Genomic DNA, 15831 nt, shown 5'->3' with positions numbered 1-15831 from the left:
TTAAAAAAATTATAAGTTATGGAATTTTTACTACCGCTTACATCACTTATTGTTCTCGAAATAATTCTTGGAATCGACAACATTATTTTTATTTCTATACTTGCAGATAAACTGCCCGAAAACCAACAAAACAAATTACGGTATTGGGGAATTGGTTTGGCTATGATTATGCGATTAGCACTACTCTCTTTATTGTCTTGGATATTAAAACTAGATGAGACTTTATTTACAATTTTTGACACAAATTTTTCAGGGAAATCAATTATTTTAATAGCCGGAGGATTATTCTTATTGTACAAAAGCACTAAAGAAATTTACCACAAAAGTGAACTTGCAGAAGAGCAACCTTTACACACCTCAAAAAAACCAAGTTTTAGAAAACTTTTAATGGAAATTATAATATTAGACTTAGTTTTTTCTATAGACTCTATTATTACTGCTGTAGGTATGGTAAACGAACTATGGATTATGTATACCGCTGTTATTGTTACTGTTGGTATAATGATATTTGCTTCAAAACCTATAAGTAATTTTATATCAAAACATCCATCGTTTAAAATATTAGCCTTGTGCTTTTTAATGATGATAGGTGTTTCGTTAATCGCTGAAGGATTTAGATTTGAAATTCCAAAAGGCTATATTTATTTTTCTATGGCATTTGCCTTTTTTGTAGATGTAGTACAAATAAAAACAGTACCAAAATAAACTTAAAATTACCGCAACATGAATAATGTATTATCCAACATAACGATAAATATAAACGATAAACTCTATTTAAAAAACCCAGAAACGACTCAGCTTGGTAAAAAAATTATCCAACAAAGTATTATTTTAATAGATGAAATAGGATTTGAAGCTTTTACGTTTAAAAAACTTGGAGAAAAAATAGGCTCTAATGAGAGTTCCATTTACCGCTATTTTGACAATAAACATAAGCTATTAATTTATTTATCAGATTATTACTGGGGATGGATAGAATACAAAATGGCTTTTGCTACTCAAAATATAGACAACCCTTTTGAAAAATTAAAAAGAGTAGTAAAAGTTATTACAGAAAGTACGAAAGACGATTTAACTACACATCATATAAATGAAGAACTTTTACACAAAATAATTGTTTCCGAATTTGTAAAAACTATCTTAACAAAAGAAGTCGATGAAGAAAACAAAGAAGGTTATTTTTTGGTGTACAAAAGAATTATTAGCAAAATAATTACATTAATAGAAGAAATCAAACCCGATTATAATTTTGCCAAGAGCTTGGCCTCGTCAATGGTAGAAGGAGCCTTACATCAACACTATTTAAGCCAACATTTAAAAACCATTACAAATTGTAACCAAACAAACTCTGTTTCTGATTTTTATATTGATTTAATATCTAAAATTTTTCAAGAATGACACCTTTAAAAAGATTTATAAACCTATTAAAACTTGATCGTAGAGATATTTCTCAAATTATTTTATATGCTATTTTTTCTGGTATATTAGCATTATCATTACCCCTAGGCATACAGGCCATTATCAATTTTATACAAGCTGGAAACATTAGTGTATCATGGGTTGTGCTGGTTTTTCTAGTTATTTTAGGTGTAGCGTTAGTAGGTATTCTATCTCTTATGCAAATGCGTATTACCGAAAACTTACAACAAAAACTTTTTGTTCGTTCTGCGTTTGAATTTTCTTATAGATTACCTAGCATAAAATTTGAGGAATTGTATAAAAATCATCCTCCCGAAATAGCCAACAAATTTTTTGATACACTAACCATTCAAAAAGGTACTTCAAAGCTTCTTGTAGACTTTTCAGCTTCTCTTTTACAGGTTCTATTTGCATTAGTACTACTTTCATTATATCACCCATTTTTTATCATATTTGGTTTATTATTACTAGGGTTGTTGTATGCAATTTTTGCTTATGCTTACAAACCTGGTCTAGAAACTAGCCTAAAAGAATCAAAATACAAGTACAAAGTAGTAAGTTGGTTGCAAGAAATAGCCAAAAATTACTGGGTTTTTAAAAACCAAAATCACTTTATGTTTGCGCTATCCAAAAACGATGCGCTAGTTTCAGAATATTTGAATTATAGAGAAAAACATTTTAAAATTATCAAATCGCAATATATAAAACTCATCATCTTTAAAATCATAATAACGGCTAGTTTACTCATTATAGGCGGATTATTAGTAATAAACCAGCAAATGAATATAGGACAATTTGTGGCCGCAGAAATTGTGATTTTGATGGTAATTGCGTCTGTAGAAAAAATCATACTGGGGCTCGAAACTTTTTATGATGTATTAACATCTGTAGAAAAAATAGGGCAAGTGACTGATTTGCCTGTAGAAACTGTAACTCCTTCAAATGAAAACTTTTGTTATTCAAACATCAATTTATCTATAGAAAATATATCTTATAAATTCCCCGATTCGGCAAAAAATGCCTTAAAAAACATATCTTTTGCCATAAATCAGGGTGAAAAAATTATTTTGAATGGCGAAAACGGCTCAGGAAAATCAACTTTAATTCGGCTTTTGGCAGGCATCATTTCGCCAAACATTGGTGCTTTTTATATTAATGATGATACTTTTAAAAAAATAGATCTCAATTTATATCGAAAACACATAGGCATTGTACTGCAAAACGAAACTCCTTTTGAAGGAACAATTTTAGAAAACATAACATTTGGAAAACCCTATAGTGACGAAGATTTAAAATGGGTTTTAGACACAGTACAACTTACCGATTTTATAAAAACTTTACCTGAAAATCTCAATACACAAATCATGTCTACCGGATTGCTACTTTCGGCTTCCAATATGCAAAAAATTGTATTGGCAAAAAGCCTAATTAGTAAACCAAAAATATTGTTTTTGGAAGACCCTACAGACAAGTTAGATTCCATTTCGGCACAAAAAATTATCACTACTATTATGAACAATAAAAATCAAACTGTAGTGGTAAGTTCGAAAAATGATTTTTGGAAAAAATATGCACAAAGACAAATTACACTAAATAGCGGTAAAATTAGTAACGATATAAAACTGTAACCCTATGCTTAATGTATCTAACGACAATAAAGTTTCAATTCCAGAAAACAATACATTTAAAAGTATTGCAAAGATAAACACCGAAAAGCACTATAAATATTTTAATAGGATACTAGGTATTACTCTACTATTAGTCGTACTTTTTATGTTTTTACCTTGGACACAAAACATAAAAGGAGCTGGAAACGTAACAGCTCTTAAACCAAACCAACGGCCGCAAACTATACAAACTCTTATATCGGGGCGTATTCAAAAATGGTATGTAAACGAGGGGGATTTTGTAAAACAAGGCGACACAATACTTTTCATTTCAGAAATTAAAGAAGATTATCTCGATCCAAATTTGGTTGACAACACCAAAGACCAACTTGATGCCAAAAGCCTCTCTGTAGATTCTTATTCAGGTAAAGTTGGTGCTCTAGACAATCAAATGAAATCTATAAACAACGAACGAACATTAAAAATAAAACAAGCCGAAAACAAACTACGCCAATCGTTACTTAAAATAAAAAGCGATAGTATGGACTTGATTGCTGCAAAAACCCAACTAAAAATAGCTACAACGCAGTTTAACCGAAGTAATCAATTGCATAAAGAAGGTTTAAAACCCATGACCGATGTTGAAGAAAAAAGATTAAAACTACAAGATATTGAAGCCAAAATAATTACACAAGAAAACAAAGTACTCTCTAGTAAAAACGATTATATAAACGCACAAGTAGAACTCAATAGAATTAATGCCGAATACAGCGAAAAACTAGCCAAAGCCAAAAGTGACCAATACACAGCCCTAAGCAACCAACTTGACACCAAAGCACAAGTAAGCAAGTTGAAAAACCAATATGCCAATTATAAAATACGAAATGGCATGTACTACATAACGGCACCACAATCGGGCTATGTAAATAGAGCCATACAATCGGGTATTGGCGAAAACATAAAAGAAGGAACACCTATAGTAAGCATTATGCCTGCACAATACGAGCTTGCTGTAGAAACATACGTTTCGGCTACCGATTTACCTTTAATACAAAAAGGACAACATGTACGAATTTGGTTTGACGGATGGCCTTCTATAGTATTTTCAGGATGGCCTAACGCATCGTATGGAACTTTTGGAGGTACTGTATATGCCATTGAAAATTTTATGGGTGATAATGGTAAATACCGCATACTTATAGCACCAGACAATAACGATAAAAAATGGCCCAAAGAGATACGATTAGGCTCTGGAGCTCAAACTATCGCCTTACTTAAAAATGTACCTATATGGTACGAATTGTGGCGAAACCTTAATGGATTTCCTCCTGACTATTACAAGAAAAACGAACAAAAAATCGATAAAAAAGACAAGAAATAATACCCTTTATAATGAAGTTTATAAAACATATACTATACTTTATATTATTCTTTTTTGTTTCATATTGTTGGAGCCAAGAGTCAAACAATAAAGAGTTTACATTGCAAGAGTTTTTGGCAATAGTAAAAAAACATCATCCATTAATAAAATCTGCAAACCTAGAAATAAATACTGCCGAAGCAAAATTATTGGTAGCTCGTGGCGCATTTGACCCAAAAATAGAAGTCGATTTTGATAAAAAAGTTTTCAAAGAGAAAGAGTATTTTTCGCTCCTTAATTCAAGTTTTAAAATACCTACTTGGTACGGTATAGAATTAAAAGCCGCTTTAGAGAAAAACGAAGGCTACTATATCAATCCACAAAACTTAGTTCCCGAACAAGGTTTGGCTGCTGTAGGTATAAACATTCCGGTGCTACAAGGGCTTCTTATAAACCAGCGTATGGCAGATTTACGAAAAGCTAAAATTCAAGTAAAATTATCTCAAAACGAACAAAAACTAGAAGCCGTAAACGTTTTGTACAACGCCACAGTTGCTTATTGCAATTGGAAAAAAAATTATGACGAAAATGTACTTTACACAAAATATTACTCCAATGCATTATTGCGATATAATGCCATAAAAAAACTAATTGAACAAGGTGATAAAGCTGCTATAGATAGTATTGAGGCTGAAATATCGGTAGAAAATAGAAAATTGAATTTGGAAGATTCCAATTTAAAACTTACAAAAGCAAAATTAGAATTGAGTAATTTTCTTTGGATAGACAATATACCTCTTGAACTTCAAGACCAATTTATACCCGAAAACAAACTAAACAGTACCATTGAAAGTGTATTAGAAACACAAAAAAACGAAATATCTGTAGAAAACCATCCTAAAATACTTGCTATCAATCAAAAAATAGATATGCTTAGCATAGATAAAAAACTCGCACAAAACCAGTTACTACCCAAGTTAAATATTGGTTATTCGTTATTAAATGATTATGGGAATTTTGGAAATCCAAACTACAAAGATTACAAACTAGGTTTGAATGTGGCTGTACCTTTATTTTTAAGAAAAGAACGAGGTTATGCCAAACTTGCCGAAATTAAATGGAACGAACAAAAACTAAATTTCGACATAGAAAAATTACAGTTGGAAAATAAATTTAAAAGCCAGAAAGCCGAAATCATTTCGTTAAAAACTCAAAATACTATAGCTCAAAATTTAATGAAAAGCAACGAAACGCTCTTGCAAGCCGAAGAACGATTATTTGCAGCAGGCGAAAGTTCACTCTTTCTTATAAATACAAGAGAAAACAATACTATTAGTGCTAGTATTAACAAAATTAATCTAGAAAACAGAATGTTTATTTCTTTTGCCGAATTGTACAAATTGAATGCGCAGCCATAAAAAAACCTAACATATTTTATTTAATGTTAGGCTTTTTACTCAATTTTTACAACAAGGTTTACATAGTGTGTAGTAATTCGTAGTACTCTTTTTCTATTCTTTCTTGGTGTGTAGGATGAGCAATTTTAACTAACTCATTTGCTCTTTGTTTTAAAGTTTTACCATACAAATCGGCAATACCATTTTCGGTAATAACATAATGGATATGTGCTCTTGTGGTTACAACACCAGCTCCTTGTTTAAGAAAAGGAACAATGCGACTTTCACCTTTTTTAGTAATAGAAGGTAAAGCTATAATAGCTTTTCCACCAGGACTTAAAGAAGCTCCTCGTATAAAATCCATTTGACCTCCTACACCAGAGTACATTTTTGGCCCAATAGAATCGGCACAAACTTGCCCTGTCATATCTACTTCTATTGCCGAATTTATAGCTACCATATTTGGGTTTTTTCTAATACGTGCTGTATCATTTACCATAGACGATTCTTTCATTTCAATAAATGGATTATCGTTTACAAAATCATACAACCGTTGCGAACCTATTAAAAAAGTAGCCAAAGCTCTTCCTCGTAAAGTTCCTTTGTAATTACAGTTTATTACATCATCTTCTATCAAATCAATCACACCATCGCTAAACATTTCGGTATGTAAACCCAAATCTTTATGGTTTTTAAGTTTGCTTAAAGCAGCATTAGGTATAGAGCCAATACCCATTTGTAGTGTGCTTCTATCTTCGATAAGAGAAGCTATATAACCTCCTATTTTTTCTTCTTCTAGTGTAAATGGTTCTACTTCATGGCTGTATATTGGTGTATCTACTTCTACTAAATAATCAATTTCTGAAACATGAATAATTCCGTCTCCAAAAGTTCTTGGCATTTTTGAGTTTACTTGTGCCACCACAACTTTTGCATTTTCCATAGCAGCAACTGTAGCTTCTACAGAAACTCCCAAAGAGCAATAACCGTGTTTATCTGGAGGAGAAACATGAATAAAAGCTACATCAAGCGGTAACACATTTTTTCGGAACAACAACGGTAATTCGCTCAAAAAAACAGGAGTGTAAGAACCATTTCCTGCTTTGAGTGTATGGCGCACATTGGCTCCTATAAAAAAAGAATTTACATGAAAACTATCTGAAAAATCAGGGTTAGCATAAGCTGCTTCTCCTTCGGTATGCAAATGGCAAACCTCTACATTTTTTAGTTCCGAAGCTCTTTCTGCCAATGCTTTTGTTAATATAGTAGGGGTTGCGGCAGCGGCTTGTACATAAACCCTATCGCCAGATTTTACTACTTTTACAGCTTCTGCTGCAGTTACATATTTGCTCATAACATTATAAAATTTTATACAAATTTACAGTATTACTCGATAGCAATAAAATGACAAAACTCATATTAAATGTGAATATCTATTTTGGTACAATTCATTGCTTTTTACCAAAAACCCAAAATCAAAAACTACCACTAGCATATCTTAATACTAAACACTTTTCACTACTTTTGCAAACTCAATTTATATGCAATGATTATCCCTAAAACTAGAGAAGAAATAGAAATAATGCGCGAAAGTGCTCTTTTGGTATCAAAAACCTTAGGAGAAATAGCCAAGATTATTAAACCGGGTGTAACTACTTTAGAACTAGACAAAATAGCCGAAGAATTTATTAGAGATCATGGTGGCGAACCTGGATTTTTAGGTTTGTATGGTTTTCCAAATACCTTATGTGTAAGTCCAAATTCGCAAGTAGTACATGGTATTCCTAATGCAAAACCTCTAGAAGAAGGCGATATTATTTCGGTAGATTGTGGTGTGCTTAAAAACGGATTTTATGGCGACCATGCCTATAGCTTTGAAATTGGAGAAGTTTCTCCTGAGGTAAAAAAACTATTAATGGTAACCAAACAAAGTCTTTACATAGGTATTAAAGAATTTAAGGCTGGCAACCGAGTGGAAGATGTAGGTAATGCTATACAAAAACATTGTGAAAGTCACGGTTATGGTGTAGTACGTGAATTGGTAGGTCATGGTGTTGGAAAAAAAATGCACGAAGATCCAGAAATGCCAAATTATGGTAAACGCGGTCGAGGTAAACTTTTTGTTGAAGGTATGGTTGTTGCTATAGAACCTATGATTAATATGGGTACTAAAAACATAAAACAACACAAAGATGGTTGGACAATCACTACTGCCGATGGAAAACCAAGCGCTCATTTTGAACATAATGTAGCGCTTGTAAATGGCAAACCCGAATTGCTTTCTACATTTAAATATATTTACGATGCTTTAGGAATTGTAAGTACTGAAGAAGATGAATTTAGAACAAACCCGACTTTAATTTAATGAAAAAGTTATTTAAGTTTATTTTAAACACAATACCCAGACCTATTCTTATTCGCATGAGTATTGTGGTGCGACCTATTTTAGCATTTTTTTTAAAAGGTACTAAATTTACCGATCCTATTGACGGAAAAAGCTTTAAGATGTTTTTACCTTATGGCTATGGAAATCAAAGGAATAACGTATTATCTCCAAGCACACTATCTTTGGAAAGACATAGGCTATTGTGGCTTTACTTGAAAAACGAGACTGATTTTTTTACTTCAAACACTAAAAAAAAGGTGCTGCATTTTGCTCCTGAACAAGAATTTTACAAACGGTTTAAAAAACAAAACAATATTGATTATGTTACAACCGATTTGCTTTCGCCTTTGGCAGATGTAAAAGCAGATATTTGTAACCTTCCGTTTCAAGATAATGAGTTCGATATTATTTTTTGCAATCATGTTTTGGAACATATTCCAAACGACACCAAAGCGATGCAAGAATTGTATAGAGTTATGAAAACTGGTGGTTGGGGTATATTTCAAATTCCGCAAGATTTGCATAGAGAAATTACATTTACAGATGATAGTATAACCGAACCTAAAGAAAGAGCTAAAATTTTTGGACAATATGATCATGTACGCGTTTATGGTCGTGATTATTTCGACAAATTAAGAAGTATAGGTTTTAAAGTTGAAGAAATAGACTATACGGCTAAACTTTCAACAACAGAAGTCGAAAAATTTTGTTTGGCAAAAGGAGAAATCTTACCTGTATGCCATAAATAAAACTCTAAATTCTAACATTAAACCAAAAAAAACAGACAAAATCAAAGCCTTATCTAGATCTAAATCAATAGATTAAGTTGTTTATTTATTATTACACTACCATAATTTGAATATTAAAAAATCCAGAATATATATTCTGGATTTTTTTATAACTAATGCACCGAAACCTAAATAAATTACTGATTTTCAATACTTATACTCACAAATATAGAGAAAATTTAATTTCAAAAATTACAAATTCTGATAAATCCCAAGCCCCGCAATTTAGCAAAACAGCTGTTGGCAGATATTTTTTTTAATTAAATGAAATCCCAACAATCAAGTTTATTGAATTTGTTTTTACGGTTCCACCATTCCAAACATCTATTTTACTTGTATTAATCAAGCCTAGGTTTTCTCTCATTTCAAGATTAATAGTTTTATTATTACTTAATTCAAAGTTTTTTCCCAATCCAAATGAAAGCCCAAAATCTGTTTTTTTATTATCCTTTGTTGTTTCAAGATCAGATGAATTAAATCCAGCTACATTAAAATTATTTGTGAATTTTGATTTTAATAAGTATCCTATAAATGGTCCGCCATTTACATAAAAACTATTTTTATTTGTGAAACTATATTTTAATAATATAGGTAAAACTAAATAATCATAATTTCTTTTTGTTGTAAAATTATACGCTTGAGCAGGTTCATCAAAGCTTTGTCTAATTTCAATATTATTATCACCTTTTTGACTTTTTCGTTCATAATTAAGCTCTAACTTTAAACTCAACTTTTCTTTGAATTGATATTCAAAATTAAAACCTCCTAAATATGCAAATGCTGGACTTTCAGAATATACTTGATTAAAAGATGCAGGAATATTATAACCTCTAAAATTTGAATAATTAAGACCTGTTTGAAATCCAAATTTAATTTTTGAATTTTGAGAAAATGTAAAAAATGATAATGATAATGTGAAAAATAAAAAGATTTTTTTCATAATATTTAGATTGATAATTTTTTCTGTTTTCGTTTTTTTGGTAAAATATCTGCCGACACAAAATTAGGTACAATTATCGAAACGAAAGTTTAGATAAATCACTTTTAGAATAACTTATTCTTTCTTTTTAAACAAGCCGTTCAACAAATCTTTCGTTTTATTTTTTACTTCTTCTTTTGCCTTTTCTTTAATTTCTTCTTTGGTTGTAGGAATTTTGGTTTTGGTTGTATCGCCTGGTTTTTTGTTTTTGTCTATAAGTTTTTCCAACTCCGATTTGCCTTTGCCTACCAACTTTTCTTTTTGAACTTTAACCAAATTAGTTACTAATGATGTTGTTTGTTGCTTAACATCGGTGGTAACTTTTGGGTTTGAAAAACTGCCTGTTATAAGTCCGTTTATTGGAATACTACCAAGTTTTGAAACTTCTGTTTGTGTTAATTTAGCCAAAGCATTGTTTACTTCTGTACCTAAATATTTAGCAGGCACATCAAGTTTTAAATCATATTTCATAGACTGATCAAAACCATGAGTTCCGCCAATTGTAGCCTTAATATCTTGGTATTTTATATCTATAGGTTTTACTGTTACTCTACCTTTGTCAAAAGATATCGCTGCTTTTAAATCGTTTAAATTAAGTTTCTTTAAATCTACAAAACCCAATTGATCATCTACTTTTGATAGCAATGTAGAATTGCTAGAGTTTACCGTAGTAGAGAGCAACTGCCCAAGTATGTTTCCAGATAATGTATTCAAATCGGGAGTCATTTCGGTAGCATTTAAATTTCCTGCTAACTTTATGGTAGAGTTTAATTTTCCATTTATAATTCCTGCAATTGGGATTATCTTTTTCATCATGTCGAGTTGGCTACACGTTTGTGCAATATCAACTTGGTTTAAGCCTAAATCCATGTCAAAAACAGGTGTTTTTCCTTTGGTAGATACATCTCCGTTCAACGAAATGGCTCCATTAAATATATTTGTTTTTACATTTTGCATCGTTACTTTTTGATCTTTAACAATCAATTTTCCAGAAACATTTTTCAACGTCAAATTATCATACAAAACTGTATTTGCTTTGGCTGTAAGAGAGCAATCTAAAAATGCTGGAATTTTCATGGCTTGCGCCGTTTTTGAATTGGTCTCTTTTGTTGGTTCGGCAGTAGTCATAAAATCGGACACGGCTATTTGATTGGAATTCATATTGAAATTTCCTTGCAAATTTTGGTTTCTAAATATAAAACCGTAAAAATTTTCCAAAACACCACTTACTTGAATATCACTTTTGCCTGTAGTTGCTTTAAAATCTTGAAGGTTTACTCTACTTGGGTTAAACTGAACTAAAGCCGTTTGTATATTCATAGACTTTCCGTTTTCATCAACATATTTAAAGCCCGACAAACTAAGTGTTCCTGCATTATAAATTTTACTGTATTCGCTTTTTTCTACCGAAGCCATATCAAACTTGGTTGTAACATCGGCTTTTAATATACCTTGTAGCGGCTTTTGTAATTTAATTGGATAGGCTTTTGATAAATTACCAAGATTGAGTGTTCCTTTTAAGGCAGCATCAACAAGTGCATTTACAGCTACATTTTTGATGTTGGCTTTGGCCGAAAACACATCTTGATCTATAGCAAAAGAGAGTTTGTCTAGATTTACGTAAGTATCGTTTAAAACCCCTGTTTCATTGATAATTTTTGTATCTATAACAATATTTTTGACTCCTTTTGGTAAATTTGGATATTGAAAAGAGGCGTTGTTTGAAGCCAATTCAATATTAAATTTTGGCACCGATTTATCTGAAAATAATCCTTTTGCAAAACCAGAAACTGTAAAATCTCCTTCTGTTTTTACATCTTTTATATTCGCTCTATAAGATTCGGGTATTAATCCTAAGAAATTTTTAAATGATGATGTTGGGGTTTTGAATTTCAAATCGTATTGTTGCCCTGCTTCTACCATTTGAATAAAACCATCAAATTCTAAAGGTAATTCGTTTATTTTGGCTTTGTTTTCTTTAAACGTGTATTTGCTGTTTTTTAAATCTACTCCCAACACCGCATCTAGCGAAAGAGCTACATTGCGCATGTAGTTTACTTTGTCCATGTCGAGTGTAATTTTGGTCGTCGTTTCTGTATCTAAATCGAGTACATCGTTGGTAAAATCTCCTTTTCCAGTATGGTTTATACTGTCTAAAACCATTCGTATTTTGGAAGCTTCATCTGTAAATTTAAACTTCAAATTTTCTACAGAATATTCGTTTATTTTTAAAGCCAAAGGTTTGCTTTGTGAGGTTGATTGCTCCTTTTGATCTTTTAAAGCTATGTCGTAATTGCCAAGCCCATCTTTATTAAAAATAATATTAACCAAACCATTTTCTGCCGAAAAAGCTTCAATATTCATGGGTTCGTTCTCTTTGTTAAAGAGTTCCATAACCGACATTTTAAGATTTACTTGTTCGGCAGCAATCAAAGTATCGCCTGCAAATGGTGCTTTGTTAATTATGGCTAATTTATTTACAGTAACACTTGCTTTAGGGAAATTTTTAAACAAACTTATATCGGCATCTGTAAAAGCTACATTTGCATCTAGATTATTGTTTATACTTTGCTTTATTTTTTCTTTAATTTGGTCTTTAAAAAAATAAGGAATTGCAAAGGCAGACAATAATACCACAAGGAAAAATACTCCTGTTATTTTTAAAATTTTCTTAAGCATAATAATTTTATTTATAAATAATTGATAAGCAAAAACTTTGCCTAAAATAGTTATTACAAAATTAACATTTAAAACAATGCTTTTTTTACAATGTTTTCATAATTTTTTGTAGAATTTGATGTACAAAAAAACCTGCTCAAAAAAAGCAGGTTTTTACGCAACAATTTAAATTAGCAAATGGTATTTAATTAATAATCAATTGATATTCCATACGTGCTTGAACTCCTTTTTGCATAGATAATTGTTTTATTTTTTGTAGTATAAAATAATTATCTTCTCCTATTTCTTGTTTTATTAGATTCTCTTTGCTTTGTGCTAATCCAAAAGCAGCCAATACATCTTCAAAACTTTTTTCATATTCTGGATAATCTACTGTTCTATATGCTTTAATCTTTGCGAGTTTTGCGGCTTCTTGCAACGCATCTTGCAAACCACCAATTTTGTCTACCAAACCTATTTTTATGGCTTCTTCTCCACTCCAAACTCTACCTTGTGCTATTGCATCTACTTGTTCTACAGTCATTTTTCTGCCTGCAGCAACTCTTGTTAAAAATGTTTGGTACACATTTTCTATACCTTCGGTAGTAAACTGCTTAAAATTATCGTCTAAAGGTTTAAATGGACTATAGCTCGAAGCATTGTTATGCGTTTTTACCTGATCGACATGAATACCTATTCTACTCGTGGCTTCACTAAAGTTTGGAAGCATACCAAATACGCCTATAGAACCTGTAATTGTTGTAGATTCTGCAAAAATAGTATTGGCATTACAAGAGATATAATATCCCCCAGAAGCGGCATAATTACCCATTGAAACCACAACTGGTTTTATTTTTTTTGTTAATTCTATTTCTCGCCAAATAAGTTCTGATGTAAGGGCACTTCCTCCCGGACTATCTACTCTAAGCACTATAGCCTTAACATTTTTGTCTTCTCGCGCTTCTTTTAAGGCTTTGTGCATGGCGCCTTCGCCAATTACATTAACATCACCTTCTCCGCCCATAATTTCTCCTTGCGCATATACGATTGCTATTTTATCTTTTGTGCTTAAATCGGTATTTTGCGTGGCAACAGACTTAGAATACTCTTCTATTTTTATGGTTTCATAGTCTTTGTCTTCGGCTACTTTTATTAGTTTTTTAATATCGTTATGGTAAACATCTTCATAAGCAATTTTATCAATCAAATGGTTTTGAAGTGCTAACTGAGGTGTTCGACCATTAAGGTTGTTTGCAATGTTATTTAGGGTTTCAACAGGTATTTTTCTGCTTTTAGAAATATCAGTAACTACAGCATTCCATATAGCATGCAACAATTCTGAAGTTTGTATTTTATTGGCATCACTCATTTTATTTTCCAAAAATGGTTCTACAGCACTTTTGTATTTTCCATGTCTAATAACTTCCATTTTTAGACCTGTTTTTTCCTGAAAATCTTTAAAAAACATATATTCTGCAGAAAATCCTTTAAAATCCAATTGCCCAACTGGATTTATATAAAGTTTATTTGCTACCGAGTTAAGATAATACGATTTTTGTGTATATATATTACTATATGAGTATACAAACTTTCCAGATTTTTTAAAATCTTCCAAAGCATTTCTTAACGCTTTGGTTTGAGCTATTCCTAACGAAGTATTGTTATTCAGTATAGAAATACCTTTGACGTTATTGTCTGTTTTTGCATATTTTAAAGCTTTTATAATATCAAATAACCCGTTGTGAGGATTGGCAAAATAATTAAACTCTTTGTAATTGGTTTTTCCTGCGTAATCAAATTGTACTTTGGCTAAATCTAGCTCGATAACCGAGTTTTCTTTAACTTTTACTTCATCAGAACTTCCTGCAATAGCACTAATAAACAAAAGTGCAAAAAAGCAAATCATAAAAAACAAAAACAAACCAACTATAGTTGCTAATACATTTTTTAAAAAATTCATATGCTATAATATTATTGTAAAAGTATTTGTCGTGTTTTTTATAAAATGTTACATAAATAAGAGTTGCTATTCTTTAAAAATAGTTATCAACACACACCAAAAAATCTATTTTTTCTTAAATACTTTTAGTTACTTTGTCGGCTATGAATGTGCAGCATCAAATAATAATATCGTTGGGTAGCAATCTTGGAGATAGAAAAGATTATATTCAAAAATGTATTGATACTATACATCAACAAGTTGGCACCGTTATTAAAGTTTCTTCGCTATACGAATCAGAATCTTGGGGGTTTCAAAGTAATTCTTTTTATAATGCAGTTGCTGTATTACATTCTGAAAAAAAGCCTCAAAAAATTTTAAAATCATTTCAAAAAATAGAAAAACAACTTGGCAGAATACCAAAAACGCATCAAGAGTATGAGGCTCGTACCATAGATATTGATATTTTGGCTATAGACGATTTGATTTTTAATGAAGAACAACTTACTGTTCCGCACCATGCTTTAGACAAAAGAAATTTTGTGCTTCAACCGCTACAAGAGCTACTCCCTTTTTGGAAACACCCAAAAACACAGGCAACAATTTCTGAATTAATAGTACATTGCACTGATAATGGTTTTTGCAAAAGAGTAGACAGCCTCATTGCGCCTTTACACAATTTTAATCTAGAACAATACAATTACATTGCTATAGAAGGAAATATTGGTGCCGGAAAAACTACATTGGCTCACAAAATGGCTCAAGATTTTAATGCAAAAACGGTATTAGAACGATTTGCCGATAACCCGTTTTTACCAAAATTTTACAAAGACCAAAATAGGTATGCTTTTCCACTAGAAATGTCGTTTTTGGCCGATAGATACCAACAAATTACAGATGATTTAGCACAATTTGACTTATTTAAAGACTTTATAGTAGCCGATTATCATATTTTTAAATCGTTGATTTTTGCCAAAGTTACATTGGCAGACGATGAATACCGACTATATAAAACCTTATTTGATATTATTTACAAAGAAATACCTAAACCCGATTTGTATATTTATTTATACCAAAACACCGAACGCTTATTACAAAACATTAAAAAACGAGGACGAAGTTACGAGCAAGAAATTCCGGCTACATATTTAGAAAAAATAAATAATGGTTATCTAGATTATATCAAAACTCAAAAAGATTTGAATGTTTTGGTTTTAGATGTATCTGATTTAGATTTTGTAAAAAATCAATCTGATTATTTATTTCTTTTAGAAAAAATAAAAACTATGCTGTAAGGC

General features: G+C 31.1%; 12 protein-coding genes. 8 read left to right on the top strand and 4 right to left on the bottom strand.

Annotated elements, in window-relative coordinates; all coding sequences use genetic code 11:
- Positions 1-18: 18 nt before the first annotated feature.
- From Q361_RS08760 to Q361_RS08740, 5 genes are read left to right on the top strand one after another with little or no spacing between them, the layout of a single operon-like run.
- On the top strand, positions 19-705 hold the full coding sequence (locus Q361_RS08760) for a TerC family protein (RefSeq protein WP_103726346.1): 687 nt from the start codon (positions 19-21) through the stop codon (positions 703-705).
- Between the two features lie 18 nt (positions 706-723).
- Complete coding sequence (locus Q361_RS08755) at positions 724-1398, top strand: TetR/AcrR family transcriptional regulator (protein WP_103726345.1); 675 nt, start codon at positions 724-726, stop codon at positions 1396-1398.
- The gene (locus Q361_RS08750) at positions 1395-3047 is read left to right on the top strand and encodes a peptidase domain-containing ABC transporter (protein WP_103726344.1); all 1653 of its coding nucleotides are present in this window, start codon (positions 1395-1397) and stop codon (positions 3045-3047) included. Before Q361_RS08755 ends, Q361_RS08750 begins: the two co-directional genes overlap by 4 nt.
- 4 nt (positions 3048-3051) lie before the next feature.
- Complete coding sequence (locus tag Q361_RS08745; protein ID WP_103726343.1) at positions 3052-4407, top strand: HlyD family secretion protein; 1356 nt, start codon at positions 3052-3054, stop codon at positions 4405-4407.
- 11 nt (positions 4408-4418) lie between these two features.
- Positions 4419-5804 (top strand): TolC family protein, encoded by a 1386-nt coding sequence (locus Q361_RS08740; protein ID WP_103726342.1) that lies wholly within the window; start codon positions 4419-4421, stop codon positions 5802-5804.
- A gap of 58 nt (positions 5805-5862) precedes the next feature.
- On the opposite strand, the gene Q361_RS08735 is transcribed toward Q361_RS08740, so the two are convergent.
- Positions 5863-7137 (bottom strand): acetyl-CoA hydrolase/transferase family protein, encoded by a 1275-nt coding sequence (locus Q361_RS08735; RefSeq protein WP_103726341.1) that lies wholly within the window; start codon positions 7135-7137, stop codon positions 5863-5865.
- Between the two features lie 192 nt (positions 7138-7329).
- Between Q361_RS08735 and map the strand changes: the two genes are divergently transcribed.
- Both map and Q361_RS08725 read left to right on the top strand, forming a co-directional pair.
- Positions 7330-8148 carry a type I methionyl aminopeptidase gene (map, locus tag Q361_RS08730; protein WP_103726340.1) on the top strand — a complete coding sequence of 273 codons (819 nt, stop codon included), beginning with the start codon at positions 7330-7332 and terminating at the stop codon, positions 8146-8148.
- Positions 8148-8918 carry a class I SAM-dependent methyltransferase gene (locus Q361_RS08725; RefSeq protein WP_103726339.1) on the top strand — a complete coding sequence of 257 codons (771 nt, stop codon included), beginning with the start codon at positions 8148-8150 and terminating at the stop codon, positions 8916-8918. Before map ends, Q361_RS08725 begins: the two co-directional genes overlap by 1 nt.
- A 295-nt stretch (positions 8919-9213) precedes the next feature.
- Here Q361_RS08725 and Q361_RS08720 read toward each other — a convergent pair whose 3' ends face one another.
- The 3 genes from Q361_RS08720 to sppA form a co-directional block, all read right to left on the bottom strand.
- Positions 9214-9897 carry a porin family protein gene (locus Q361_RS08720; protein ID WP_103726338.1) on the bottom strand — a complete coding sequence of 228 codons (684 nt, stop codon included), beginning with the start codon at positions 9895-9897 and terminating at the stop codon, positions 9214-9216.
- Between the two features lie 114 nt (positions 9898-10011).
- Positions 10012-12615, bottom strand: coding sequence for an AsmA-like C-terminal region-containing protein (locus Q361_RS08715; RefSeq protein ID WP_103726337.1), 2604 nt, complete (start codon positions 12613-12615; stop codon positions 10012-10014).
- Between the two features lie 184 nt (positions 12616-12799).
- Complete coding sequence (gene sppA / locus Q361_RS08710) at positions 12800-14554, bottom strand: signal peptide peptidase SppA (RefSeq protein WP_103726336.1); 1755 nt, start codon at positions 14552-14554, stop codon at positions 12800-12802.
- Positions 14555-14697: 143 nt separating this feature from the next.
- On the opposite strand from sppA, the gene folK reads away from it, so the two are divergent.
- Positions 14698-15828, top strand: coding sequence for a 2-amino-4-hydroxy-6-hydroxymethyldihydropteridine diphosphokinase (gene folK / locus Q361_RS08705; RefSeq protein ID WP_103726335.1), 1131 nt, complete (start codon positions 14698-14700; stop codon positions 15826-15828).
- Positions 15829-15831 lie beyond the last annotated feature (3 nt).

The organism is Flavobacterium croceum DSM 17960 (genome assembly GCF_002917885.1).
GTDB lineage: Bacteria > Bacteroidota > Bacteroidia > Flavobacteriales > Flavobacteriaceae > Flavobacterium > Flavobacterium croceum.
The sequence above is the reverse complement of the archived record's forward strand: the minus strand, read 5'-3'. Positions and strand labels throughout refer to the sequence as shown.

Excerpts from the sequence above, each read along its gene's own strand:
- Q361_RS08760 (WP_103726346.1), top strand. The coding sequence starts at position 19 with ATGGAATTTTTACTACCGCTTACATCACTTATTGTTCTCGAAATAATT.
- Q361_RS08755 (WP_103726345.1), top strand. The coding sequence starts at position 724 with ATGAATAATGTATTATCCAACATAACGATAAATATAAACGATAAACTC.
- Q361_RS08750 (WP_103726344.1), top strand. The coding sequence starts at position 1,395 with ATGACACCTTTAAAAAGATTTATAAACCTATTAAAACTTGATCGTAGA.
- Q361_RS08745 (WP_103726343.1), top strand. The coding sequence starts at position 3,052 with ATGCTTAATGTATCTAACGACAATAAAGTTTCAATTCCAGAAAACAAT.
- Q361_RS08740 (WP_103726342.1), top strand. The coding sequence starts at position 4,419 with ATGAAGTTTATAAAACATATACTATACTTTATATTATTCTTTTTTGTT.
- Q361_RS08735 (WP_103726341.1), bottom strand. The coding sequence starts at position 7,137 with ATGAGCAAATATGTAACTGCAGCAGAAGCTGTAAAAGTAGTAAAATCT.
- map (WP_103726340.1), top strand. The coding sequence starts at position 7,330 with ATGATTATCCCTAAAACTAGAGAAGAAATAGAAATAATGCGCGAAAGT.
- Q361_RS08725 (WP_103726339.1), top strand. The coding sequence starts at position 8,148 with ATGAAAAAGTTATTTAAGTTTATTTTAAACACAATACCCAGACCTATT.
- Q361_RS08720 (WP_103726338.1), bottom strand. The coding sequence starts at position 9,897 with ATGAAAAAAATCTTTTTATTTTTCACATTATCATTATCATTTTTTACA.
- Q361_RS08715 (WP_103726337.1), bottom strand. The coding sequence starts at position 12,615 with ATGCTTAAGAAAATTTTAAAAATAACAGGAGTATTTTTCCTTGTGGTA.
- sppA (WP_103726336.1), bottom strand. The coding sequence starts at position 14,554 with ATGAATTTTTTAAAAAATGTATTAGCAACTATAGTTGGTTTGTTTTTG.
- folK (WP_103726335.1), top strand. The coding sequence starts at position 14,698 with ATGAATGTGCAGCATCAAATAATAATATCGTTGGGTAGCAATCTTGGA.